The 21,628-nt window shown below is 69.6% G+C and carries 25 protein-coding genes; 14 read left to right on the forward strand and 11 right to left on the reverse strand.

The features are described 5' to 3' along the window. Positions 1 to 5: 5 nt before the first annotated feature. The gene (locus tag FSZ13_RS11145; protein WP_145479652.1) at positions 6 to 1,103 is read right to left on the reverse strand and encodes a Glu/Leu/Phe/Val dehydrogenase dimerization domain-containing protein; all 1,098 of its coding nucleotides are present in this window, start codon (positions 1,101 to 1,103) and stop codon (positions 6 to 8) included. 299 nt (positions 1,104 to 1,402) lie between these two features. Between FSZ13_RS11145 and FSZ13_RS11150 the strand changes: the two genes are divergently transcribed. Continuing rightward, positions 1,403 to 2,494, forward strand: a complete 1,092-nt coding sequence (locus tag FSZ13_RS11150; protein ID WP_145479654.1) for an HDOD domain-containing protein — start codon at positions 1,403 to 1,405, stop codon at positions 2,492 to 2,494. Between the two features lie 18 nt (positions 2,495 to 2,512). Here the strand turns inward: FSZ13_RS11150 and FSZ13_RS11155 are convergent, their stop codons facing one another. Both FSZ13_RS11155 and FSZ13_RS11160 read right to left on the reverse strand, forming a co-directional pair. Further along, the gene (locus FSZ13_RS11155; RefSeq protein ID WP_145479656.1) at positions 2,513 to 4,093 is read right to left on the reverse strand and encodes a phospholipase D family protein; all 1,581 of its coding nucleotides are present in this window, start codon (positions 4,091 to 4,093) and stop codon (positions 2,513 to 2,515) included. A 52-nt stretch (positions 4,094 to 4,145) separates the two neighbouring features. Further along, positions 4,146 to 4,856 (reverse strand): rRNA pseudouridine synthase, encoded by a 711-nt coding sequence (locus FSZ13_RS11160; protein ID WP_145479658.1) that lies wholly within the window; start codon positions 4,854 to 4,856, stop codon positions 4,146 to 4,148. A gap of 104 nt (positions 4,857 to 4,960) precedes the next feature. Between FSZ13_RS11160 and FSZ13_RS11165 the strand changes: the two genes are divergently transcribed. After that, complete coding sequence (locus FSZ13_RS11165; protein WP_145479660.1) at positions 4,961 to 5,680, forward strand: AzlC family ABC transporter permease; 720 nt, start codon at positions 4,961 to 4,963, stop codon at positions 5,678 to 5,680. Then, positions 5,677 to 5,988: an AzlD domain-containing protein gene (locus FSZ13_RS11170; RefSeq protein ID WP_145479662.1), complete on the forward strand. Its 312-nt coding sequence runs from the start codon at positions 5,677 to 5,679 to the stop codon at positions 5,986 to 5,988. Before FSZ13_RS11165 ends, FSZ13_RS11170 begins: the two co-directional genes overlap by 4 nt. A gap of 3 nt (positions 5,989 to 5,991) precedes the next feature. On the opposite strand, the gene FSZ13_RS11175 is transcribed toward FSZ13_RS11170, so the two are convergent. Further along, complete coding sequence (locus FSZ13_RS11175; RefSeq protein ID WP_145479664.1) at positions 5,992 to 6,489, reverse strand: M48 family metallopeptidase; 498 nt, start codon at positions 6,487 to 6,489, stop codon at positions 5,992 to 5,994. Positions 6,490 to 6,561: 72 nt separating this feature from the next. Here FSZ13_RS11175 and FSZ13_RS11180 point away from each other — a divergent pair, with 72 nt between their 5' ends. Beyond that, positions 6,562 to 7,122, forward strand: a complete 561-nt coding sequence (locus FSZ13_RS11180) for a DUF2058 domain-containing protein (RefSeq protein ID WP_145479666.1) — start codon at positions 6,562 to 6,564, stop codon at positions 7,120 to 7,122. A gap of 132 nt (positions 7,123 to 7,254) precedes the next feature. Further along, complete coding sequence (locus FSZ13_RS11185; protein ID WP_145479668.1) at positions 7,255 to 7,521, forward strand: DksA/TraR family C4-type zinc finger protein; 267 nt, start codon at positions 7,255 to 7,257, stop codon at positions 7,519 to 7,521. Between the two features lie 107 nt (positions 7,522 to 7,628). Here FSZ13_RS11185 and FSZ13_RS11190 read toward each other — a convergent pair whose 3' ends face one another. Both FSZ13_RS11190 and FSZ13_RS18400 read right to left on the reverse strand, forming a co-directional pair. Then, positions 7,629 to 8,210 carry a mechanosensitive ion channel family protein gene (locus FSZ13_RS11190; protein ID WP_186308906.1) on the reverse strand — a complete coding sequence of 194 codons (582 nt, stop codon included), beginning with the start codon at positions 8,208 to 8,210 and terminating at the stop codon, positions 7,629 to 7,631. Positions 8,211 to 8,244: 34 nt separating this feature from the next. Continuing rightward, positions 8,245 to 8,463: a hypothetical protein gene (locus FSZ13_RS18400; RefSeq protein ID WP_186308907.1), complete on the reverse strand. Its 219-nt coding sequence runs from the start codon at positions 8,461 to 8,463 to the stop codon at positions 8,245 to 8,247. A gap of 113 nt (positions 8,464 to 8,576) precedes the next feature. Between FSZ13_RS18400 and FSZ13_RS11195 the strand changes: the two genes are divergently transcribed. Genes FSZ13_RS11195 through FSZ13_RS11205 form a run of 3 tightly spaced genes read left to right on the forward strand, consistent with a single transcriptional unit; the run spans position 8,577 to position 10,566 of the window. Beyond that, positions 8,577 to 9,161, forward strand: a complete 585-nt coding sequence (locus FSZ13_RS11195) for an RNA polymerase sigma factor (RefSeq protein ID WP_145479670.1) — start codon at positions 8,577 to 8,579, stop codon at positions 9,159 to 9,161. Further along, on the forward strand, positions 9,158 to 9,670 hold the full coding sequence (locus FSZ13_RS11200) for a hypothetical protein (protein ID WP_145479672.1): 513 nt from the start codon (positions 9,158 to 9,160) through the stop codon (positions 9,668 to 9,670). Before FSZ13_RS11195 ends, FSZ13_RS11200 begins: the two co-directional genes overlap by 4 nt. Before the next feature lie 11 nt (positions 9,671 to 9,681). Further along, positions 9,682 to 10,566, forward strand: coding sequence for a DUF4097 family beta strand repeat-containing protein (locus FSZ13_RS11205; protein ID WP_145479674.1), 885 nt, complete (start codon positions 9,682 to 9,684; stop codon positions 10,564 to 10,566). A gap of 46 nt (positions 10,567 to 10,612) precedes the next feature. Here the strand turns inward: FSZ13_RS11205 and FSZ13_RS11210 are convergent, their stop codons facing one another. The 3 genes from FSZ13_RS11210 to FSZ13_RS11220 form a co-directional block, all read right to left on the reverse strand. Further along, positions 10,613 to 10,792, reverse strand: a complete 180-nt coding sequence (locus FSZ13_RS11210; RefSeq protein WP_068853593.1) for a hypothetical protein — start codon at positions 10,790 to 10,792, stop codon at positions 10,613 to 10,615. 20 nt (positions 10,793 to 10,812) lie between these two features. Then, the gene (locus FSZ13_RS11215) at positions 10,813 to 11,052 is read right to left on the reverse strand and encodes a YkgJ family cysteine cluster protein (RefSeq protein ID WP_260844159.1); all 240 of its coding nucleotides are present in this window, start codon (positions 11,050 to 11,052) and stop codon (positions 10,813 to 10,815) included. 338 nt (positions 11,053 to 11,390) lie between these two features. Further along, positions 11,391 to 12,746: an Hsp70 family protein gene (locus FSZ13_RS11220; RefSeq protein WP_145479676.1), complete on the reverse strand. Its 1,356-nt coding sequence runs from the start codon at positions 12,744 to 12,746 to the stop codon at positions 11,391 to 11,393. A gap of 117 nt (positions 12,747 to 12,863) precedes the next feature. Between FSZ13_RS11220 and FSZ13_RS11225 the strand changes: the two genes are divergently transcribed. Further along, on the forward strand, positions 12,864 to 13,199 hold the full coding sequence (locus FSZ13_RS11225; RefSeq protein WP_145479679.1) for a zinc ribbon domain-containing protein YjdM: 336 nt from the start codon (positions 12,864 to 12,866) through the stop codon (positions 13,197 to 13,199). A 24-nt stretch (positions 13,200 to 13,223) separates the two neighbouring features. Here FSZ13_RS11225 and FSZ13_RS11230 read toward each other — a convergent pair whose 3' ends face one another. Beyond that, positions 13,224 to 14,357 (reverse strand): transglutaminase-like domain-containing protein, encoded by a 1,134-nt coding sequence (locus FSZ13_RS11230; protein WP_145479681.1) that lies wholly within the window; start codon positions 14,355 to 14,357, stop codon positions 13,224 to 13,226. Between the two features lie 139 nt (positions 14,358 to 14,496). Between FSZ13_RS11230 and FSZ13_RS11235 the strand changes: the two genes are divergently transcribed. From FSZ13_RS11235 to FSZ13_RS11255, 5 genes are all read left to right on the forward strand, one after another. Next, the gene (locus FSZ13_RS11235; RefSeq protein ID WP_145479683.1) at positions 14,497 to 15,099 is read left to right on the forward strand and encodes an HD domain-containing protein; all 603 of its coding nucleotides are present in this window, start codon (positions 14,497 to 14,499) and stop codon (positions 15,097 to 15,099) included. A 46-nt stretch (positions 15,100 to 15,145) separates the two neighbouring features. Further along, complete coding sequence (locus FSZ13_RS11240) at positions 15,146 to 15,331, forward strand: oxidoreductase-like domain-containing protein (RefSeq protein ID WP_145479685.1); 186 nt, start codon at positions 15,146 to 15,148, stop codon at positions 15,329 to 15,331. Continuing rightward, positions 15,331 to 15,978, forward strand: coding sequence for a DUF998 domain-containing protein (locus tag FSZ13_RS11245; RefSeq protein WP_145479686.1), 648 nt, complete (start codon positions 15,331 to 15,333; stop codon positions 15,976 to 15,978). The genes FSZ13_RS11240 and FSZ13_RS11245 overlap by 1 nt, the downstream gene beginning before the upstream one ends. Positions 15,979 to 16,056: 78 nt before the next feature. Beyond that, positions 16,057 to 17,409 carry a virulence factor family protein gene (locus tag FSZ13_RS11250; RefSeq protein WP_145479687.1) on the forward strand — a complete coding sequence of 451 codons (1,353 nt, stop codon included), beginning with the start codon at positions 16,057 to 16,059 and terminating at the stop codon, positions 17,407 to 17,409. A 157-nt stretch (positions 17,410 to 17,566) separates the two neighbouring features. Next, positions 17,567 to 18,904, forward strand: coding sequence for a hypothetical protein (locus FSZ13_RS11255; protein WP_145479689.1), 1,338 nt, complete (start codon positions 17,567 to 17,569; stop codon positions 18,902 to 18,904). Between the two features lie 16 nt (positions 18,905 to 18,920). On the opposite strand, the gene mprF is transcribed toward FSZ13_RS11255, so the two are convergent. Then, entirely contained in the window at positions 18,921 to 21,500 is a 2,580-nt protein-coding gene (gene mprF / locus FSZ13_RS11260; protein WP_145479691.1) for a bifunctional lysylphosphatidylglycerol flippase/synthetase MprF, read from the reverse strand. Positions 21,501 to 21,628 lie beyond the last annotated feature (128 nt).

Raw genomic sequence — 21,628 nt, forward strand, 5'->3', positions numbered from 1 at the left:
GTGCCTCACCCGCCGCGCAGCGTCCCCAGCCGCGGCGTGGCCCGGCCCAGCGGCATCTTCAATTTGCCGATGGAATGAATCCGCTTCTCGGCGATGCGGTCGGCGGCGCGCTGCGGCGCGATGCCCTCCTGTTCGGCCAACGCGAAGATGCGGCCAAGGTTGTGGTAAATGCTGCGGATCAACCGCATCGCGCGCTCGCGGTTGTAACCGTCGATTTCCAGCGACACGTTCATTACCCCGCCGGCGTTGACCGCATAGTCGGGCGCATACAGGATGCCGCGCGCGTGCAGTTCGTCGCCGACCTCCAGGCTGGACAACTGGTTGTTGGCGGTGCCGCACACGATCCTGCACTTCAACCGCGGCAGGGTCTGCGGATTGATCGCGCCTTCCAGCGCGCACGGCGCGAACACGTCGGCGTTGACGTCATAGATGTCGTCCGGCTTCACCGCTTCGGCACCGTATTCGGTGACCGCGCGTTCCACCAGCGCCGGGTCCAGGTCGGTGACGAACAGCTTGGCGCCGCGGTCGCGCAGCAGCTTCACCAGTTCCATGCCGATATGGCCCAAGCCCTGCACCGCGATGCTGACCTTGCCCACCTCTTCGTGTCCCAGCTTGTGCTGCATGGCGGCCATCAGTGCCTGCAACGCACCATACGCGGTGAACGGCGCCGGGTCGCCCGAGCCGCCATGCACCTGGTGCACGCCGGTGACGTACTCGCTTTCCAGGTAGATGTTTTCCATGTCGTTGACATCGGTGCCGACGTCCTCGGCGGTGATGTAGCGCCCGCCCAGCGAGTCCACGTAACGGCCGAACGCGCGGAACAGCACCTCGGTCTTGTCCCGGCGCGGGTCGCCGATGATCACCGCCTTGCCGCCGCCCACGTTCAACCCGGCCAGGGCGTTCTTGTAGGTCATGGTGCGGCTGAGCCGCAGCGCGTCGGCCAACGCCTCGTCGGTACTGGCATACGGGCGCATGCGCACCCCGCCCAGGGCCGGCCCCAGGGTGGTGTTGTGGATGGCGATGATCGCCCTCAGACCGGCATCGCGGCTGTGGCAGAACACCACCTGTTCGTGGCCGGACGTTTCGAGGGTTTCAAATAACATGGTGACTCCGATGCTGCGAATGTCGGCAAACGCCGGCAAACGTGCCAGGAAAAGGTGAGGTGCAAAAACAAAAAAAGCGACGTCGTGGTTCGGCATGACGGTCGCGCGGCGCCATTCTAGTGCATTCCGCCGGACGGCGTTGTCTGCGCGTGGTGACCAGCGGAGAACCGTCCTAAAGTTGGCGCCGTCCCGGCCGATGCCGTGGCAACGGTGCGCGGTACCGGTAAGCCAGGACGACATGACGTGGGAGCAGGGGCGACAATTCGGGTGCAGTGCTGCGGCATGACCGGACCGGGACGATGACCGCGATCCTGGTGGGGGCGGCGGGCCTGCTGGTGGCGGCGGGCGTGGGCTGGGGCCTGTACCGGCGACCGGCAGCGAGGCCCGTGGCGCGGAGCCGGATCGAGCCGGACGCCCGCCCGTCTGCACCGGCCACGCTGCCTGCCGACGTCGATCCCGGTGGGATCCTGCAGGCCGGCCTGCATGCGCTGGCGCTGGTACCGGCCAGTGGCGGCGTGGACCGCGCGGCCGGCGCCCAGGATGCCGCGCTGCAGGCCGCCGTGGCCGCGGCGCTGGACACCCAGGACTGGTCGGCCCGGCACCTGCCGCGCCGGCCGCAGCTGTTGCCGCAGCTGATCCAGACCGTGAACGACAGCGACGCCTCGGCGCGCAACATGGCCGCGATCATCGGCCAGGACGCCGTGCTCACCGGCAACCTGCTGCGTATCGCCAACAGTCCGGTATACCGCCTGCAGGCCAAGCCGGTGGACAGCCTGCAGCGCGCCGTGACCCTGGTCGGCACCGACGGCATCCGCCAGATCATCAGCGCGGTACTGGTGCAGCCGGTGATGCAGCTGCACAGCGATGCCTTCCCGCAGTTCGGCACGGTGGTGTGGGAGCACGCCCTGCTGGCCTCGCGCGCCGCCGCCGACCACGCCCGCCTGGTCACCCACGAAGATGCGTTCGCCGCGCAGTGGATGGGGCTGACCCAGGGCCTGGGCGCGGCACTGGTGATGCGGCAGCTGCTGGATGCCGCCTGGCAGCTGGGCGCGGTGCCGTCGCAGGCACTGGCCACGGACCTGCTCGACAGCTGGAGCCTGCCGGTCGCCAGTCGCATCGCGGCGGCCTGGGAGCTGCCGGCGTCGGTGCACGAGGCGTTGCTGCGCGACCCTGCGCCCGGCGGTGCCGGCCTGGCGGCCAGCCTGCATTTCGCCCGCGCGGCGGCTTCGGCCAGCCTGCTGTGCCGGCACGGACGGATCAGCCAGGCGCAGGCCATGGCCTTGCTGGAGCAGCTCCCGGGCACCCCGGCGCACGCACTGCAATGGATCTGGCGGCGCCTGCACGGACGGGGCGTGGAAACCCTCGACGGGGATGAACCCGGCGAAGGCTGACGCCGGCCGCGCGCTGCGTTACAACTGGGACTCCAATGGCAGCCAGCTGATCGCCCGCGCGATCGCGCGCTGCCGCCATGAGGTATCCGGTTCCCGGTCCAGCAGCTGCGGCGGGTGTGCCGCGCGATCCAGCCAGCGCACCTGGTTGTCTGGCGTGCGGGTCACCCAGTAGCTCAGGTCCGGGGCGGCGAGTCGCAGGTACTCCCCGCGCAGCTGCGTCGCCAGGGCCGGGTCCTCGAACATCACGCCCATTTCGGTGTTGAGGTAGGCCGAGCGCGGGTCGAGGTTGAACGAGCCGACGAAACCACGCCGGTCGTCGATCAGGAACGCCTTGGTGTGCAGGCTGGCACCGCTGCTGCCGAACGGGCCGCTGCCACCGCCGCCGCGACCGCGCGACTTCAGCTCATACAGGTGCACGCCGTCCTGCAGCAGCGGCAGGCGGTAGTGCATGTAGCCGCTGTGCACCGCGGCCACGTCGTTGGCCGCCAGCGAATTGGTCACCACGCCCACGTAGGCGCCGCGCCGGACCAGTTCGCCCAGCCCGCGCGCACCGGCATCGCCGGGCACGAAGTAGGGCGAGATGAGCAGGGCCTTGTGCCGGGTCACTTCCATTTCGCGTACCAGGCGGGTCACCAGCCAGTTGCCGGGATCGTCGCGGCGGTGCTTCATCGGCGGATCCGAGAGGATTTCCACCCGCGGCGACCAGTGCAGGTCCACCTCGTTGCGGTAGTACGACTGCGCCGACGCTGCGCGCCGCACCCGCTGCAGGAACGGCTGCGCTGCCGCCAGCCTGGCTTCGTTGTCCGATTCCAGGATCAGCAGGCGCAGTTCGGCGGGCGTATGGAAGGCGAGGGCGGAGATGGGCACCGCTGCGTCGCTGTTCCAGTAATCATCGAAGATGGCGTTGGCCTGCTGCACGGCCTGGCCGGCCATCAGCAGGTCCAGGTCGCGGAAATTCACGTCGCTGCGGGCGCTGAAATACTCCTCGCCAATGTTGCGCCCGCCCACGATCGCTACCCGTCCATCAGCGATCCACTGCTTGTTGTGCATGCGGTGGTTGACGCTGAAGAAACGCTGCACCATCTCCACCAGCCGCCACAGCCCGTCGCGGTTGCGGAACGGGTTGTACAGGCGGATCTCGATGTTGGGATGCTCGTCCAGCGCCATCATCAGCGCGTCCTTGTCCTGCGCGTTCATATCGTCCAGCAGCAGGCGCACGCGCACGCCGCGTTCGGCGGCCTGGTACAGCTCGCGCGCCATCAGGTGGCCGATCAGGTCGTCCTTCCACATGTAGTACTGCAGGTCCAGGCTGCGCGCGGCGTGGCGGGTGACCACCGCGCGCGCCGCATACGCGTCCAGTCCTTCGGACAGGAACGCCACCCCGGAGTGGCCGGGGTGCTCGGCCTGCAGGCGCACCACTTCGCGGTCGATCGGTCCCTGCGCAGGCTGCAGCGGCAGCACCGTGCTGTGCGGGCCCATCGCCTTGGGCGTGAGGTGGTCGCCCAGCAGCAGTCCGCTGAGCACCAGCAGGATCAGAATCGCCAGCAGTACGCAGAATCCGCGCAGCAACCGGCGCCACAGCGGCATCGTCTTGGTCATCGCCTGATCGTAAGCGGCCTGCACGTGCACTGCGAGTGCACGGCCGCGCCGATCAGAAGCGCTCGTCGGGCGCCAGGTAGCGCCACTGGCCCGGGGCCAGCTTGCCCATCGCCACCCGGCCGATGCGCAGGCGGCGCACGCTGATCACCTCCAGCCCGACCTGCCGGCACATGTCGCGCAGCTGGCCGGCGGCCACCGGCTTGATCGCGAAGCGCAGGCGGGTTTCGTTCTGCCAGCTCACCTTGCACGGCGGCAGCGGCCAGTTGCGGAAGCTCAGGCCATGCGCGAGGCGCTTCATGCCATAGGGCACCAGCTCGCCGCTGACCTCGACCAGGTATTCCTGTTCCAGCGTGGCGCCACGGTCCTGCAGGTGCGACAGCACGCGTCCGTCCTGGCTGACCACGACCAGGCCGCTGTCTTCGGCGGGCAGCGGCATCGCCAGCTGCAGGGCGTGGAAGTGCCGCTGCAGCAGCGTCACGCCGGTGGCATCCAGTTCGCTGCGGCTGTCCGGGGTCACCATCGCGCACAGCTGGTCGGCGGGCACGCCGGCCGGCTTGTGCAGCAGCATGCTGACCGTTTCGGCGCGGGTCGCCTCGGCATTCTCGCGCAGCACCACCGCCTCATCGGTCACCATCGCCTGCGGCTGCTCGACCACCACGCCGTTGACGGTGACCCAGCCGCCTTCGATGTAGCGCTGGGCGTCACCGCGGGAACAGCCGATCAGGTGGGTCAGGCGTTTGTCGAGTCGGATCGGGTCGGTCATCGGGGCGGCAACATAAGGCAGGACGCGGGCGGGGAGTGTACTGGCTTGGCGCCTGCCGCGCGTCGCGGGCTGCGCTGGAGAAGCGGTGCTGGCATGATCCGATGATGAACTGGCGCGCGTCCCCTGCCGTGAAAGTCGGCCTATCGATTGCCGTGGCTACCGGCCTGTATGGCATTTCCTTCGGTGCCCTGGCAGTGGCCGCCGGGCTCAGCCCGTGGCAGGCGCAGGCACTGAGCCTGTTGATGTTCACCGGCGGCTCGCAGTTCGCGTTCATCGGGGTCATCGCCGGCGGCGGCGCGGGGTCGGCCGCGTTCACCGCCGCCACGCTGCTGGGCGTGCGCAATGCGGTGTATGGCATGCAGATGAACCGGATGCTGGGTCTGCGCGGCTGGCGGCGCTGGCTGGGTGCGCAGGTCACCATCGATGAATCGGCGGCCACCGCGTCCAGCCAGGTCGTGGCACTGGAACAGCGGCGCGGGTTCTGGGCCGCCGGCATCGGCGTGTTCGTGCTTTGGAATGTGTTTACCGCCGTGGGCGCGCTGGCCGGCGATGCGCTCGGCGACCCGCGCCGCTGGGGACTGGACGGGGCTGCCGTGGCGGCCTTCCTGGCGCTGTTGTGGCCCCGGCTGCGCCAGCGCGATGCCGTCGCCATCGCGATCGTGGCCGCGCTGGTGACCGTGCTGGCGCTGCCGTGGGTACCGCCCGGCATTCCGATCCTGTTGGCCGCCGCCGTGGCCGCGCTGTGGGGCGCGCTGGTACCGGGGCCGCGAGACGAGGGGCTTGAGCCGGATGTCGAGCCACGTTCGACCCAGGAGCGCGCATGAGCCTGTGGGGATGGCTGCTGTTGGCATGCGCGGCTGCGTATGCGATCAAACTGGTCGGCTGGCGCGTACCGGCACGCTGGTTGGAATCGCCGCGAATGACCCGGGTTGCCGGCACCCTGACCATCGGCCTGCTGGCGTCGCTGACCGCCATGAACACGGTAGCCAATGGGGCGGCGGTGGCGCTGGACGCGCGGCTTGGCGCACTGGCGGTGGCGGCGGTAGCGCTGCTGCTGCGATTGCCGTTCCTGCTGGTGGTGGTGCTGGGCGCGGCTGCGGCGGCACTGCTGCGCTGGGCCGGGGTGGGGTGAGGGTCAGCCGCTGTCGCGTTCCAGGTGGGTCAGGTACAGGCGCAGGTCGAATTCCAGCTGGTGGTAGTCCGCTTCCATGTGCGTGCACAGCTGGTAGAACGCCTTGTTGTGGTCCGATTCCTTGAGGTGCGCGAGTTCGTGCACCACGATCATCTTCAGGAACGGCGCCGGGGCCTCGCGGAACACGCTGGCGATGCGGATCTCGCGGCTCGCCTTCAGCCTGCTGCCTTGCACGCGCGACACCGTGGTGTGGGTGCCCAGCGCATGCTTCAGCACCTGCAGGCGGCTGTCATAGAGCACCTTGGACAAGGGGACCGACTGGCGCAGGTAGCGCTCCTTGAGCGCCTGGGTATAGTCGTACAGCTGGCGGTCGTTGCGCACCGTATGCAGCTCGGCGTAGCGCCGTTCCAGCCACGGCCCCAGGCGGTCGGCCGCGATCAGCTCGCGCACCTGCTGCTGCAGGGCGTCGGGGTAGCCGGCAAGGTATTTCAGGGCGGTCATGCAGCGGTTGGGGAGCGGTGGCCAGGGCAGTATGATGGCCCCTGGAATCCCGCACCAACAGACGTACAGGCAATGGCGAAGGCAAATCCCCTGCAGGAACAGCTGCTCAAGGCCGGGCTGGTCAAGAAGTCCCAGGTCTCCCAGGCCGCGCGCGAACAGGTGAAGGCCCGCCATGGCAAGGCCCCGGTGGCGCCCACCGACAGCCAGCGCGAGGCCGATCGCCTGCGTGCGGAGAAGGCCGAGCGCGATCGCGCGATCGAGGCCGAACGCAAGGAAAAGAGCCGGCAGCAGGAACTGCAGGCGCAGGTCCGCCAGATCATCGACAGCAACCGGGTCAAGCGCGAAGGCGAAACCGAGTATCGCTTCAATGACGGCACCCTGATCCGCACGATGCTGGTCAGCGACGTGCTTCGCCGCCAGCTGGCCGTGGGCAGCCTGGTGATCGTGCGCCTCGGTGAAGGTTTTGAACTGGTGCCGCGCGCTGCCGCCGACAAGATCCGCGAACGCGATGCCACTGTGATCGTGCTGGACAACGGCCAGGACCGCGGCGCATCGACCGAGCCGAGCACCGGCAATGCCGACGACGATGCCTATTACGCGCAGTTCCAGGTACCTGACGACCTGATCTGGTAACGCTTCCGCCACGCATCGTCGCCCGCGATGTGCCTGAAGCATTCAGTCGCGACCCCGGCATTCAGCCAGCCTTCGCAACACCTGCACCTGCCGGGACTAAGCTGATCGCAGGCGGTTATCCGGAGACAGGTCATGGCGACAGGTTGGGCAGGAGACGGCGCAGTCCAGGACCAGATCGACGCCACCGTCGACGACGCCATCCAGCGCGCCCGCGCGCAGCTGCGCCACGGTCCCGGGCTGACCCACTGCGAGGAATGCGAAGCGCCCATCCCCGAAGCGCGCCGACGCGCCGTGCCCGGCGTACGCCTGTGCGTGCGCTGCCAGGAAGCCGAAGATGCGGCGCAGTCCGATGCGGGCGGCTTCAACCGGCGCGGCAGCAAGGACAGCCAGCTGCGCTGACGGTGCTTGCACATTGCAGCAACGACCAACGGTCGTTGCCTACCCGGTAGGTGCCGACCGTTGGTCGCCATCCCCGGTAGGTGCCGACCGTTGGTCGGCATGCGGCATCAACCGTCGCCCTGGATCCCGCCCGGTGCCTGCGACGGGTCGCGCCAGCGGCGCACGGTGCGCTGGAAGAACATGTTGTTCGGTATCTGCAGCACCGTGCCTTCGTGCCCGCCACTATTTTCCTGCAGCGTGGTGTAGATCAGGTTGACGTCGATCACCCGTCCCTTGAGGCCGGGTTTTTCGCCGTTTTCCAGCACCTCGATGTAGTCATGCAGGCGGAACGGACGGGTGGTGAAGATCAGCAGCGTGCAGAAGATGTTGGAGAGCACGCTCCATGCCGCGAAGAACGCCACCGCACCCACGGCGGCAAAACCGGTGAAGGCCGTCCACAGGACGCTCGCCTGCACGCCGATGATCTGCAGCACCACCATCAGCACGGCGAAATACACCACGAAGGTGAACACGCGGCGCGCGCCCATCACCATTTCCGGGGGCAGGGTGTAGTGCTCGCCCACCCGGCGCAGCAGGCGCCGGGCCACCAGGCGCAGCAGCCATGCCACCAGCAGGGTCAGCACGATCTGCAGGGCAGGTACCCCGTAGTGCAGCCACTCGTGGGTCCAGGCAGGCAGGTGTTCTTTCATGGAAAGCGGCAGGTAGTGACGTGGGGGCCGCAGTTTACCCCGGCCGGTCGTGCCGGGCCCCGGGCAGGGTGAGCCGGGCTCTGCCCGGCTGGACCAGCGCGATGATCGCCGAAACGCACACCGGCGCCTGCTGCCGGTAGCGGATGCACAGGTCCGGCTGCGGTGGCAGCAAGACATGCACGGTCAACGGACTGCCCGGCAGCGTGCAGGCGCTGGCCAGCGACAACAGCAGGGCGAGGCAACTGGGCGACATGGGAAGCTCCTGGGCGATCCCTCGCGGGTGACAGGGGATTGGATGCGGCACCGGGCGAAAAGGTTTAACCCGACCCGCTTAAACCTTTTCGATCGCCGTCGCATCCAAGGGATATGCTCGATACGACCATGCCCGCACTCCGCGCCGCCAACGACGCCGACCCCAGCGACGAGTCCGCCCTGGTGCGGGCCGCCGTGGCCGGCGACAGGGACGCCTATGAGCGCATCTACCACCGGCATGCGCCACGCCTGTACGCGGTGCTGTGGCGCCTGTGCGGCGGCCAGGCCGCACGCGCCGAGGATGCGCTGCAGGAGGCTTTCCTGCAGGCATGGCGTGCGCTGCCCGGCTTCCGCTTCGACAGCAGCCTGGGCACGTGGCTGCATCGGCTCGGGGTCAATGCCGCGCTGATGGAGCTGCGTGCCAACGCGGCCCGCGACGCCGCCGACAGCGGCGACGACGACGGCGACCTGCTGGACTCGATGCCCGCGCTGGAGCGTTGTGCGGGCACCTCGCTGGACCTGGAGCGCGCGCTGGAAACCCTGCCGCCACGCGCCCGTGCCGTGCTGGTCCTGCACGACATCGAGGGCTGGAAGCACCACGAAATCGCCGAACAGCTGCAGATGGCGGTCGGCAGTTCCAAGGCACAGCTGCATCGCGCCCGCGGCCTGCTGCGCGCGCGACTGGGAGAACCCGCATGAACGACCACGACCCCCACGCATTCGATACCGACCTGCAGGCACGCCTGCGCGCGCTGCCGGCCGAACGGCTGCCGCCGCCGCAGGCCTGGCAGCGGATCGCTACGCAGCTGCCGCCGCGCGCGCCCGCCGCAGCCGTACCTGCGCCGGCGCCGGTGCACGCCGCGCGCCGCTGGCCGCTGCGCATCGGTCTGGGCCTGGCGGCAGCACTGGCCGTGCTGATGGTGGTGCCCACCGCCACCCCGCCGACGCCGCGGCCGTCGCCGCTGCAGCGACAGGCCGACGTCATCGCCGCCGAGTACCAGCAGGCGATGGCGACCCTGCCTGCCGCGCAGATCGGCGCGGAATGGCAACCGGCGCTGCATGAGCTCGATACCAGCGCGCGCTCGATCCGCGCCGCGATCGCCGAGAGCCCGCGCTCCGGGTTCCTGCTTACCCAGCTGCAGCGCACCTACGCGCTGCGGCTTGAATTGACCCAGCAGGCCGTAAACGCCGCTGGCCTGCCAACCTGACGGAGAGTCCCATGCAAGTTTCCACGCGTTTCATCGTTGCCCTCGCCCTGCTGCTGCCACTGGCGGTGCAGGCCGCCACCCGTGTCGACGAACGCCATCCGCTGGCGGCGGGCGGGCGGGTGGAGATCAGCAACATCGCCGGCAAGGTCACCGTGCGCGGCTGGGACCGCAACGAAGTGGCGTTGAGCGGCAGCATGGCCGATGGCCTGCGCCTGCAGCAGGACAAGAGTGCCAACCGGGTGCGCTGGGAGGTCATCTACCCGCGCAACGGCAACAGCGGCGGGGCCACCCTGGAACTGCGGGTGCCGCGTTCGGTCGACGTGCAGCTCGGGACGGTCAGCGCGGACATCGACGTGGCCGAGGTCGATCTGCGTCGTCTGCAGGCCAATGCGGTCAGCGGCGACATCGCCGCCGCCGGGCGCAGCACGGACGCTTCGCTGGCCTCGGTCAGCGGCAGCATCCGCTCGCAGGTGCAGACGCCGCGGCTGTCGCTGCGTGCCGTAAGTGGTTCGATCCAGGCCGGCGGTGGCGCGGCCGGCGAGGTGTCCGCGGAAACGGTGTCGGGCAGCATCCGCCTGGATGCGGCGCGGGTGCAGCGGCTGGACGCGGAGGCCGTGTCGGGCAGCCTGACGGTGGCCGCAGCGGGCCTGGCGCCCGGCGGCAGGGTGAGCCTGCAGACGGTGAGTGGTTCGATCGCGCTGCGCCTGCCAGCGAAGGTGTCCGCGCAGCTGGCGGTAAAGACCTTCAGCGGTGACATCCAGTCCGATGCCGGCCAGGTCGAGCGGCCGCGCTATGGCCCGGGCCGCAGCCTGGACACGCGGCTGGGCGGTGGCGATGGGGATATTTCGATCAATGCCCATTCGGGCAACGTACGGGTCACGCTGGACGGCCGCTGAGTGCGGCCCCCGCACCGGCCCGGGGCCGGTGCGGACGGCTGCGGCGTCAGCCGGCCTTTTTCAGCGCCAGGGTGTTGCCCAGAACTTCGATCTTGCCACCGCTCTTGCGGAACGCGGCCAGGTCGGCAGCGATGCTGGCGCTGCTCAGTGCGGTGTTGGAACCCTGCTTGCGGTCAACGCGAACGGTGTTGCCTGCCTTGGGGGAGGTCTTTGGCGAACGGGCCATGGATGCTCCTGTCATGGGTGTTACGTGGGAAAAAACGTCGACGCTTCGTACTGCTGTCGACGGTAGTCCTGCCGCACCGAGCGGCAGTCATCGCCGCCCATCGAGAACTGGCGGCAGATTGCGGGACGCTGCGAATAGATCGTGCAGCGCAGGTGGTAGGGGTCGATCGCGGCGCACCAGCCTTCGTCGTTGCGCGCCATCACGGTGCGGCCCGCCTCGTCGGTATCCAGCAGGTGGCCGGGTACCGCGTCGTCAGGCATGACGGTCACCGACAGCCGGCAGCACACTGCGTCGCAGCGGCGGCAGTCGATGGGGTCAGGCTCGGCGGATTCGCCCAATCGGAATCTCTCTTGGCGGCTCGGGAATGGAGCGTGCGGGGAGCGAGCCGGATCCCAGCGGTGAGCGACGCCAACGCCGCGGACGGATCCGGACGACGCGGGTATCGATGAAGGGTGGTGGCCTCTTGGAGGCTGGGTACGACATGCGCATTGCGCATCGAAGCCGAAAGATGATAGCGCTTTCGGCGTAACGTTTTGTTAATACGCGGGTTCCACGGGCCTGGGCCCTTGTCCCGCAAGGGTTTCAGTCGGGGCGGGGCTCAGTGGCTGGCGGCCCACGCCAGCCCATGCACCACCCCGAACGAGGGATTGCCCCGCACCAGGGTCGACCCGGGGAACGCGGCCTCCACGGCAGCCTGCAGGTAGCCGGCACGCGACATGCCGCCGGTGAGGAAGATCGCGGCCGGGTCGTGGCCGATGTCGGCGCGGACCTGTTCGAGCAGCGCGGTGAGCTCGGCCAGGTAACTGCCCGCCGCCGCTTCCAGCCGGGACCGCTCCACCGCCACACCCAGCCCGGGCTCGATGAAGCCCAGTGCGCTGTCGTGCGACTGCGCTGCGCTCAGCGCGATCTTGCAGCGTTCCACTTCGCGGTACAGGCGCGCGGTGTTGCCGGTGTCCTGCAGGGCCTGCAGGCGCTTGCCCCACGGCGCGTCCACGTCGCGATACGCATGCTGGCGGAAATCGCGCTGGCGGGTCATGTCCTGCACCATCGCCGCTTCGACGTAGTGGTGCGCCGGCACCCGGCTGCTGCCGCGGCCGAACAGCGGCATGTACGCACCCAGGCTCAATGCCAGGTCGATATCGGTGCCGCCACGCGCGATGCCCCAGGCGCGGTGGATCTTCGGTGCCTGCACGCCGCCGACCCGGGCATGCGCGACGTCGGTGGTACCGCCGCCGATGTCCACCACCACCGCATCATGTTCCCGGGTGCTTTCGGCGTGGTAATGCATCGCCGCCGCTGCCGGTTCTTCGAGGAAGTCCACGCTGTCGAAGCCGGCCGCGATCGCCGCCGTATGCAGGATGTCCAGCGCCTGGTCGTTGCCGGCCGCGCCGATCGAACTGCGGAACTGCACCGGGCGGCCCAGCGTGGCGGTGCGCACCGGCGTGTCCAGCTGGCGCGAGGCGGTCAGGCGGATGTGCTCGAGGATGTGGGTGGCGATGCCGGTGATGGTCTGGCGCGCGCGCGGGTGCAGGTTGTAGCCCAGCATCGACTTCGGGCTCTGCACAAGGTTGCCTTCGTTTTCCTCGAAATAGGCTTCCAGCGCGTCGTCGCCGTACAGCGCGTTCTGCAGCAGCCGGGTCGAACTCAGCGGCGCCCGCATCTGCTCTTCCATCCACTGCCGCCGCACCACCCGCAGCGCTTCGCGGCGCAGCGCGTCCGGCGCGCGTTCCTGTCCGGCCGCGCGCGCGTCGCGTGCCGCTGCGTCCATCAGCCGCGCCAGCTCGTGTTCCAGCGCCGGGGTCAGTTCGAAGTCGTTGGGGTCGCGCATCACCTCGGGGAAGTACACCGTGGTGCGGAACTGTTCGGCCTCGCCGAAGCGGATCGGCACCACCTGGCCTTCCACCACGGCGGCGGCGGCGGAATTGCTGGTACCAAAGTCGATGCCGATTTTCATGCGGGCCGGGCCGGAAGGTCAGGGGGCGCGCACTGTGCGCCAAGCGGACCGCCGGTGCAAGGGCCGCCCGGGCCGGGCGGTTACAATGGCCGCTGTTCCGTCCTTCAAGGCTTCACCATGTCCGCCGTACCCGCCTGCCCGCAATGCACCCTGGAGAACACCTATGCCGACGGCGCGCTGTTCATCTGCGCCGACTGCGGCCACGAATGGGCGGCCGGGGATTCGGGTGGCCAGGCCGTGGTAGTGCGCGACAGCAACGGTAACGTGCTGGTGGCCGGCGATACAGTGACCGTGATCAAGGACCTCAAGGTGAAGGGGTCGTCGATCCCGCTGAAGCAGGGCACGGTGATCCGCAACATCCGCCTGGTGGAAGACGACGCCGAGCACATCGAAGGCAACTCGGAGAAGATCAAGGGGCTGGTGCTCAAGACCTGTTTCCTGAAGAAGGCCTAGGCAGCCATCGCCGGTCGACATGCCTCAATTGGCGGCGGTGCGCTGCCGTAACCGCTGCAGGCTGTCCAGCTTGGCCTGGTAGGTCGCGCGCAGCACGTCGGTGCCTTCGCCGGACAGGTCGCGGGCGCGGGTCATCTCCAGCGAGGCGCGGCGGCTGTCGCCGGCCAGGAAGTACGCCCGCGCCAGCCCGAAATGGAACTGGTGCGCGGTGCCGTACAGGCGGATCGCGCGCTGGTAGTAGTCGATGGCCAGCGCATAGTCGCGGCGTTGCTCTGCGTCGTTGCCCATCCGGAACTGCGCGAACGGGTCGGTCTTCTGTACCTGCTGCAGGCGCCGTGCCAGCCGTTCGGCGTGGCGTGCATCGCCGAGCCGTCGGTACAGCGCGCTGGCGTTGGTCAACGCGGCCACGTGCCGGGGTTGCAGCTGCAGCGCGGTGTCGTAGTCCTGCCGCGCCTTGCCCAGGTCCCCGCTGCGGGTATCGAGTACGCCCAGGTTGTTCCAGCCGGCGGCGAAGGAAGGTGCCATGGCCAGCGCCGCGTCCAGGTAGACCCGCGCCTGCGCCGTGTCGCCGTCGGCCATCGCCGCGGCCCCGCGGTTGTTGTAGAAGTGCGCCAGCGCGCGCTGCCCGGTAATCGGTCGCGGCCCATAGCGGTCGTACAGGACGTTGCGGTCCAGGTCGACCACTGCGGTGCGCCCGCCGAGGGTGAGTCCCACGTTGACGTGGCCGACGTTGTAGATCACGCCTTCGTCCTGGTGCCAGGTGACCACCTGCGCCACCTCCTGCACCCGGGCATCGATCCCCGCCGCGCGCGCCAGGGTGACGAACATCAGCGTGAACGACAGGCAGTTGGCGCGCCGGGTCTCCCAGGTTTCGGCCAGGGTGTGGGTGGCGTATGGGTCGTAGGCCAGGTGCATGCCGTTTTCGTCGAACACCAGGTGCACCAGCCGTTCCAGCCGCTGTTCGCGCGAATGGCCCGGCGCGATCACCCGCTGCTGCAGCAGCGCCTGCAACGGCGCGGGAATGGCCAGGATCTGCTCGGGAGAGGGCACCGGCTGCACGCGCGTCCCGGCCACGGCCGGGGCGGGTGGGGCGGCCAGGGCAGGGGCGCCGGCAGGTGCCAGCAGGGCCAGCAGCAGCAGGGATTTCCAGCCGTTCATCGCGGTCACCGTGCAGGGTCGACATGACGTTCGTGGCTTGAGTCTAGGCCCGGTGGCGGCGATCGGCGCGCCGCTTGTCGGGCTGTGGCGCGCGGCGACGTGCTTGCCATCGGCCCCGGCGCCGGCCAATGATGCGGCCATGACCTTCGCACCGCTCTCCCTGCCGGCGGCCATGCAGGCCGACCTCGAAGCCGCCTACGCGGTCCCGCCGCGGGCCTATCACGGGTATGCGCATGTACGCGCGGTGCTGGCGCACTGCCAGGCCGTTGCCGAGGGCCCCGGCTGGCGGCACCCGGGGGAAGTGCAGCTGGCCGCGCTCTACCACGACGCGATCTACGACGCCGGCCGCAAGGACAACGAGGCGCGCTCGGCCGCGCTGGCGCTGGCCCAGGTCGAACGCTGGCTGCCCGGCGCGGGGGTGGACGTGCAGCGGGTGGAACAGCTGATCCTGCTGACCGCCCGGCACGGTACGCTGGGCGCCGGCGACGTCGACCCGGAAGCGGCGTTGTTCCTGGACTGCGACATGGCCATCCTGGGCGCGCCGCCCGCCGTCTTCGACGCCTACGACCGTGGCATCGCCGAGGAGTACGCCGGACACGTGCCGGGTTTCCTGTTCCGGCTCAACCGGCGGCGCTTCCTCCGCCACCTGCTGCGCAGCCCGCGCATCTTCCTGAGCGATTTCTTCCACCAGCGCCTGGATGCCGCCGCGCGCGACAACCTGCGCCGTCGCCTGGGGGGCTGAGGTGGGTGGATTACACTGGCGGTGCTGATTCCCTGCCGCCTCGCCCATGCCCCTTCCCTTGCCCACCCCTGACCCCGATCCCCGCCCGCAGGCACCGGAAGCCCCCGGTCCCAACGAATGCTGTGGCAGCGGCTGCCCGTTGTGCGTGCTGGACCTCTACAGTGACGAACTGCAGCGCTACCGGACCGCGTTGGCGGCATGGCGGCTGCGCCATCCCGAAGCGGAGCCGTGATGCCGCCGCGCGTGCGCCTGCCCCTGCATGCCCATGTCGCGCAACTGGCGCTGCTGGCGCTGGCCGGATTCGTACTCACCGCGCTGTGGACGCAGTGGGCGCGCCAGGACTTGGACTGGGTGCAGGCCACCCTCAGCCTGTACCTGCACGGACCGTGGGGGCTGGCGTTGCGCACCGCGTATTGCGTGCTGGCGCTGGCGATCATGCTGCTGGCCTGGTCGCTTTACGCCGCAAGCCGCTCGCCCCGGCGCAGTGCCGCCGCACCGCTGCTGTTCTGCGCCGCGGGGCTGGGGCTGCTGGGCGTGGCCATCGGCGACAGCTGGCTGCCGGAATGGGCGCCGCTGCTGGCACCGCTGATCCATGGCATCGCCGCCAACTCCGCGTTCCTGTGCGTGAGCGTGGCCATGCTGCTGCAGAGCTGGTACCTGCGCGCCGACCCGCAGTGGGGGCGCTGGGCCGACGCTGCATGGTGGTGGGCGTGGCTGTGCTTCGCGCTGCTCTGGCTGCATGTGCTGTGGCGTGGGCCGCCGCGTGGGGCCGGGCAGAAGCTGGTGATTGCCGCGGTGGTGCTGTGGCTGGCCGTCGCGGCGCTGCAGTCGTGGCGCCAGGCGCGACGCGCTGCCGCGCCGGCCGACCCCGCGCGCTGAGCGCAGCTGCCAGCCTGTGTACATGCCCTTGGCGGTGGAGAGGCGTATCGTTGAACGACTTCCACGGGGTGCGTGACGATGCGGCGAAGCAGTGTGGGCAGGGGCCTTGGCGTACTGTTGGGCGTGGCGTCGCTGCTCGGCGTGTCGCCCGTGTCGGCGGCGACGCAGCAGGTGAGCCATGGACGGTTCCAGGACATTCCGATCCTTGCACCCGATGGCCATCCCAAACGGGTGGTGATCTGGTTTGATGGCGGCCGCGACCCCGGTGCCACCGCACAGCGTCTGGAGGCCCTGCGTGCGCAGGGCGCCCTGGTGGCGCAGGTGGACGTGGCGACGCTGCGCAGGGGCCTGGCGGCCGACGGCGCTGGCAGTTGCGCCTTCGGCGCCGGCGATGTCGAAAATTTCTCGCGTTGGGTGCAGGCGTACCTGCATGTGCCGGGATACCACCTGCCGTTGATCGGCGGCGACGGGGCCGGCGCCGAGCTGGCCTACGCGGTCGCGGCCCAGGCCGATACCGGGATCTTCGCCGGCCTGGTCACCAGTGGGTTCTGCCCGGACCAGGCCCACGAGCGCGCGGTGTGCGGTGCCGGTGTCAGCCATGGCCGGCTGCAGCCCACCGAGCTGGACTTTCCCTGGTTGAATGCCGCGGGCGACCGCCAGTGCGCCGCGGGCACCGCCGCCGCGTTCGTCCGCAAGGTGGCGATGGGGCGTGAATTCCAGCGCACCGCCACCGGCTCCGATCTGCCCGGCCTGCAGGCCGCGGTGGCGGTAATGGGCGCGCGCAAGGGGGTGAGCCTGGCGCCGCCGCCGGACGATCTCAAGGGTCTGCCGGTGGTGGAGATTCCCTCCCGGGCGCCCGGCGACACGCTGGCCATCTTCGTTTCCGGCGACGGTGGCTGGGCCGGGCTGGACAAGGATGTGGCCGCGGCGCTCAGCGACGCGGGCGTGTCGGTGGTCGGCGTGGATTCGCTGCGCTACTTCTGGACCGCGCGCACCCCCGAGGGCTTCGCCCGCGACCTGGAACGGATCGCACGCCATTACGGCGCGCAATGGCAGCGTAAACGGCTGCTGCTGATCGGTTTCTCACAGGGCGCGGACGTGCTGCCTGCGGCGATCGACCAGCTCGATCAGGGCACGCGCGAATCGATCGCGCTGATCGGGCTGATGTCGGTCGGACGCAAGGCCGACTACGAATTCCACGTCAGCAACTGGCTCGGCGGCGACGCCGGTGGACGGCCTATCGCACCGGACATCGCCCGCCTGCCGGCAGGGCGCACGCTGTGCCTGTATGGCGAACAGGACCAGGACGCCTTGTGCCCCGAACTGGCCCCGGGACAGGCGACGGTGGTCGCACTGCCGGGCGACCACCACTTCAAGGGCGACTACGACCGCCTGGCGAAGACCCTGCTGGCGCATCTGCCACCCCCTTGATGGAATCCTGGAAGCGACCGGCGGCCGCGCAGCCGATGCTGGGAATCGATCAAGGTTCCTGGGGTGTCGCATGCTTCGTGTTTCCGCCGCTGGGCCGGTGTCGCAGGTGTCAAATGCAACGAAGCCTTCTGCGCCCACACCCGGTCTGGCACTGTCCATGATCCGCAACGACCCCACCGAAGCGAAGCTGTACTCCCTGCTGGCCAGTGACAGCGGTACGGCGCAGGCGTCGCCCACGTCCGCCGCGCAGAAGATGGCGGACGCCATGTCGCTCTGGCGTTCCGGCAACCGGGAAGCATCCACGTGCGCGCTGTTCTGCGATGGTCTGAAGACGGTCCTCGAGCAGCGGGTCAAGGACGATGACGTCGAGCTGCGCAAGGCGATCATGGAACATGACTCCAGCGCAGTGAAGGCGTACCGGCTGCTGATCGACGACCCGGGCTACGTTGTCGCTCTGCGTGAGGCGAAGCGTCTCGGCGATGTAGCGCATCCGGAACTGATCAAACGCGAAACGGATCCGGCGCGAAAGGCGCAGCTGAAGGCGCTGGCCGCAGCCGTGGACAAGGCCCGGGCTGGCCACGGTGACTGGAACAGCGTCCAGTCCAGCGCCCGCGCCTTGGACCCCGCGCTCGCCGATCGCTTCGAACCGCACCGGGCGCTGCTGATAAAGAAACAACGCCTGGAGCAGGACAAGGACGTGATCTCGTTGCTGGCGCTGCCGAAGCCGCAGGGTGCATCGTCCGGCGGCGCCGCGCGTGGGCGTGCGGTCGAGGACCGGGTCGGCGCTGCGCTGACCGTGCTGTGCAATGCGATGAACAAGGCTGCTGGCGCGGGCGAGGCCGACGGTTTCCGTATCGTCCGCAGCGCCAACGTGCCGCCCGCGCTGCGCCCGGCGGATGGCAGGCACGTCAAGGCCGAGCTCGACTTCCTGCTGATGCATGGCGATGACGTGGTGCTGGTGGGTGAAACCAAGGCCGGTGGCGCGACCGCGATCGGCGCGGACTGCCTGAAGCTGCGCAACGCGGTGCTGGAAGTAGCGGAACGCGCGCAGCCCGACAGGACCTACGCGTTCCCGCTGGGCAGCGACAGGCGTTCGAAGACCGGCGGTGGCAAAGGCGCCCCCCAGGCGTTGCAGGTCACCGGGGCCTCCTTGCGGCAGCTGATGGACACGCCCACGCCGTCGCCCGCGACGCAGCCGCACTGGCCGGCCAGCGCCCGCTATTTCCTGCCCGATGCGGTCGGCGCCATTCCGCTGTCGCAGCGCGCCGTGGCGTACCTTACCTGGCGCCCGGCAAGCCTCGAGTACGCAAAGGCCCTGTTCGACGGCGCCGCGCCTTCCGCCGAGGACCTGGCATCGGTGTGGCGCGAGCTGGGCGAAGATCCGAAGCTCGCGTGGATATGGGACGAGCGTGCGCTGGCCGACCAGGCCCTGCACGCCGTGCACGGCAGCGACAGCATCGCCCGCATCGCCGAAGCGTTCATTCCGAAAGCGTAGGCGCAGGGCGTTGCGTTCATCCCGATGCGGCGGCGTCGCCTGCCTTCCGCGGCGCCATGGAGATCAGCCGCGTAGCATCCAGCAGCGCCGCTGGCAGATGCATCCCGCCCGGCGCGGCCAGGTACCGTGACCGCCACTGCGGCGCGAACTTCGACTTGAAGCGTCGCAAGCCGCTGAAGCCGTAGAAGCGCTCGCCATGCCGGGCCACGACATTGGCGAACCGGTTCCAGCGCCCGGCCAGTCGATGCTGGGCCAGCCCGGACAACGGTGCCATCCCCAGCGAGAAGCGCTGGAAGCCGTGTTCGCGTCCCCACAGGAACAGCTCGATGAACAGGAAATCCATGGTGCCCTTGGGGGCATCATCGACGTGGCGCATCAGATCCACCGACAGTTCCTGCCCGGCCGGGGCCTGCCACAGGTTGGCGAATGCCACGATACGACCGTCGGCCTCCACCAGCGCCATCGGAAAGCGGGCCAGGTAGGCCGGATCGAAACTGCCCAGCGAGAAGCCCTTCTCGTCGCCGGCCTTGTCGTCCAGCCACTGCTGCGACACCACGGCCAGCGCCGGGATCAATGCAGGCACCGCCTCCCGCGCGACCACCCGGAAACTCAACCCGCCGCGCTTGCCGCGGTTCCAGGCCTGGCGCAGGTCGGCGCGCTCGCGGCCCTCCAGCCCGAAATCGTGCAGCGGCACCATCGCTTCCTCGCCCAGTTTCACCAGGGTCAGGCCAAGGTCGAGGTAGGTCTGCCAGTACGCTTCCCCCACCTGGTAGAACACCGGTCGCAGGCCCAGCCGGTCGGCTTCCTCGCGGAACCGCCAGATCAGTGCGCGGGCCACCTCCGGTGGGCCCACCGGATCGCCCATCGCGATCAGTGACCCGCCGTAGCGCTGCATCATCACGAAGCCGTGCCCGGCCGCGTCGTGCAGTACCGCCTTGTCGGCGGTGAGCACCAGGCAGGCCTGGGTGTCGTGCGCCTGCTGCAGGATCGGCGCCAGCGCGTCCAGGGTGCCGGCATCGGCCGCCGGCAGGGGCGTGCGCGTGCTGTGCAGCAGGCGCGCCAGGCCGAAGATGGCCAGCGCGATCGCCACCACCAGCAACGCCCGCAGCGCACGCGGCGCATTGCCCTGGGTGGCGAACTGCCACCACAGCTCGTTCTGGTATTCGACATGGCTGTAGACGAAGAACAGCAGCCAGATCACCGCCACCAGCACCAGCCCCAGGTTGCGGATCCACGGCCAGGACCAGGCTTCGTCCAACAGTGCCCCTTGGCGGTAGAACTCGCGGCGCGAGGCCCACAGCGCCATGGCCACCAGCACCGAGGCCAATGCGATCAGCACCTGGCCGCCGCGCAGCCAGATCGGCAGCGGGGCGATCACGCAGATCGCCAGGGCCAGCACCCAGGCGGCATGGCTGCGCCGCTGCAGGCCCTGGCCGATCAACAGCAGAACCACGCCGGCCAGGCTGCCGAGCAGGTGCGAGGTTTCCAGGATCGGCAACGAGGTATGCAGCAGGTGCCGGCGCGGCGTCGGCAGGGTGCCGTCGATCACCAGCGCGGCGCCCACGCTGAACACCGCCAGCGCGATGATCTGCGGCAGCCAGGGACGCAACGCGCTCCAACCGGCACGGGTGGCGCCGGCGCCTGCCCGCAGCGGGCGTCGCAGTGCCGGCGCCACCGCCAGCAGCGTGGCCAGCAGCAGCGGCAGCACGTAGTAGGTGACCCGGTATACCAGTGCCGCGGCCAGCACCGCCGCAGGCGCCACCTGCGGCAGCAGCTTGAGCAGGCTCCACTCGAACACGCCCAGCCCGGCCGGTACGCTGGACACCAGCCCGGCCAGCACGGCGACCAGATACAGACCGACGAAGCCGGGCAGGCCGGTCGGCGTATCCATCGGCAACAGCACATAGAACGCGGCGCTGGCCAGCACCAGTTCGAGCACGCTGAGCGCGGTCACGCCCAGCATCGTGCGCCGGTCCGGCAGCCACAGCGCGTGCCCGCGGACGTGGAAGGTGCGGCCCGAGCGGCCCACCAGCAGCACGGTGCCGGCATAGGCCAGAAGGCCCACGGCGCCGATCGCGCGCACCGCCTGCGCCGACACCGGCAACGCCAGGGCAGCCGCGCCGGGTTCGAGCAGGAACGCCAGCGACAGCAGCAGCCACGCGCCGAACACGAAACCCAGCGTGCTCATCAGCACCACCTGGCCGATCTCGGCCAGGCCAAGGCCGGCGCTGCCGTAGCCACGCAGGCGCACCGCGCCACCGGTCAGGGCGGCAAATCCCAGGGTCTGGCCCAGCGTGTGCGCCAGGAACGCGGTGATGCCCACCCGTGCCGGATGCAGGCGCCGTCCGCTGCGGCGCAGGCCGATCGCATCGAAGCCGATCAGGCAGGCGTAGCTGGCCAGCCCGAGCAGCACGGTGAGCGCGATCTGGCCCGCGCCCAGGTTGCGGAACGCAGTGCGGATGGCACCGTAACCGTGGTCGTCGAATTCGTTGGCCAGGCCGTGCAGGGCCAGCGCCAGTATTCCCAGGCTGAACACCACGGTCGCTGCGCGGCGCCAGCCATGGTGGGAAGAGGGGGCAGTGACGGGTTCGGTCATCGGGACAGCGGGCTCCGGGCACGCCATCGTGCCTGCCGCCGAATCGTGCGCTTCCGCGCTGCCGTTGCCAAGCCGGGCATGGCGTTGACACGCGTGGCGTGTCACTACGGTCCCTGGTCGAGCGGTTT

This window comes from Stenotrophomonas rhizophila, assembly GCF_007667275.1.
GTDB lineage: Bacteria > Pseudomonadota > Gammaproteobacteria > Xanthomonadales > Xanthomonadaceae > Stenotrophomonas > Stenotrophomonas maltophilia_AE.

What these genes read in the sequence shown, in the direction of transcription:
- FSZ13_RS11170 (WP_145479662.1), top strand. Translation starts at nt 5,677, where the DNA reads ATGAGCCTGTGGGGATGGCTGCTGTTGGCATGCGCGGCTGCGTATGCG.
- FSZ13_RS11230 (WP_145479681.1), bottom strand. Translation starts at nt 14,357, where the DNA reads ATGAACGGCTGGAAATCCCTGCTGCTGCTGGCCCTGCTGGCACCTGCC.
- FSZ13_RS11160 (WP_145479658.1), bottom strand. Translation starts at nt 4,856, where the DNA reads ATGACCGACCCGATCCGACTCGACAAACGCCTGACCCACCTGATCGGC.
- FSZ13_RS11145 (WP_145479652.1), bottom strand. Translation starts at nt 1,103, where the DNA reads ATGTTATTTGAAACCCTCGAAACGTCCGGCCACGAACAGGTGGTGTTC.
- FSZ13_RS11155 (WP_145479656.1), bottom strand. Translation starts at nt 4,093, where the DNA reads ATGACCAAGACGATGCCGCTGTGGCGCCGGTTGCTGCGCGGATTCTGC.
- FSZ13_RS11235 (WP_145479683.1), top strand. Translation starts at nt 14,497, where the DNA reads ATGACCTTCGCACCGCTCTCCCTGCCGGCGGCCATGCAGGCCGACCTC.
- FSZ13_RS11225 (WP_145479679.1), top strand. Translation starts at nt 12,864, where the DNA reads ATGTCCGCCGTACCCGCCTGCCCGCAATGCACCCTGGAGAACACCTAT.
- mprF (WP_145479691.1), bottom strand. Translation starts at nt 21,500, where the DNA reads ATGACCGAACCCGTCACTGCCCCCTCTTCCCACCATGGCTGGCGCCGC.
- FSZ13_RS11195 (WP_145479670.1), top strand. Translation starts at nt 8,577, where the DNA reads ATGCTCGATACGACCATGCCCGCACTCCGCGCCGCCAACGACGCCGAC.
- FSZ13_RS11180 (WP_145479666.1), top strand. Translation starts at nt 6,562, where the DNA reads ATGGCGAAGGCAAATCCCCTGCAGGAACAGCTGCTCAAGGCCGGGCTG.
- FSZ13_RS11210 (WP_068853593.1), bottom strand. Translation starts at nt 10,792, where the DNA reads ATGGCCCGTTCGCCAAAGACCTCCCCCAAGGCAGGCAACACCGTTCGC.
- FSZ13_RS11250 (WP_145479687.1), top strand. Translation starts at nt 16,057, where the DNA reads ATGCGGCGAAGCAGTGTGGGCAGGGGCCTTGGCGTACTGTTGGGCGTG.
- FSZ13_RS11185 (WP_145479668.1), top strand. Translation starts at nt 7,255, where the DNA reads ATGGCGACAGGTTGGGCAGGAGACGGCGCAGTCCAGGACCAGATCGAC.
- FSZ13_RS11150 (WP_145479654.1), top strand. Translation starts at nt 1,403, where the DNA reads ATGACCGCGATCCTGGTGGGGGCGGCGGGCCTGCTGGTGGCGGCGGGC.
- FSZ13_RS11200 (WP_145479672.1), top strand. Translation starts at nt 9,158, where the DNA reads ATGAACGACCACGACCCCCACGCATTCGATACCGACCTGCAGGCACGC.
- FSZ13_RS11165 (WP_145479660.1), top strand. Translation starts at nt 4,961, where the DNA reads ATGAACTGGCGCGCGTCCCCTGCCGTGAAAGTCGGCCTATCGATTGCC.
- FSZ13_RS11255 (WP_145479689.1), top strand. Translation starts at nt 17,567, where the DNA reads ATGATCCGCAACGACCCCACCGAAGCGAAGCTGTACTCCCTGCTGGCC.
- FSZ13_RS11175 (WP_145479664.1), bottom strand. Translation starts at nt 6,489, where the DNA reads ATGACCGCCCTGAAATACCTTGCCGGCTACCCCGACGCCCTGCAGCAG.
- FSZ13_RS18400 (WP_186308907.1), bottom strand. Translation starts at nt 8,463, where the DNA reads ATGTCGCCCAGTTGCCTCGCCCTGCTGTTGTCGCTGGCCAGCGCCTGC.
- FSZ13_RS11220 (WP_145479676.1), bottom strand. Translation starts at nt 12,746, where the DNA reads ATGAAAATCGGCATCGACTTTGGTACCAGCAATTCCGCCGCCGCCGCC.
- FSZ13_RS11215 (WP_260844159.1), bottom strand. Translation starts at nt 11,052, where the DNA reads ATGCCTGACGACGCGGTACCCGGCCACCTGCTGGATACCGACGAGGCG.
- FSZ13_RS11240 (WP_145479685.1), top strand. Translation starts at nt 15,146, where the DNA reads ATGCCCCTTCCCTTGCCCACCCCTGACCCCGATCCCCGCCCGCAGGCA.
- FSZ13_RS11190 (WP_186308906.1), bottom strand. Translation starts at nt 8,210, where the DNA reads ATGAAAGAACACCTGCCTGCCTGGACCCACGAGTGGCTGCACTACGGG.
- FSZ13_RS11245 (WP_145479686.1), top strand. Translation starts at nt 15,331, where the DNA reads ATGCCGCCGCGCGTGCGCCTGCCCCTGCATGCCCATGTCGCGCAACTG.
- FSZ13_RS11205 (WP_145479674.1), top strand. Translation starts at nt 9,682, where the DNA reads ATGCAAGTTTCCACGCGTTTCATCGTTGCCCTCGCCCTGCTGCTGCCA.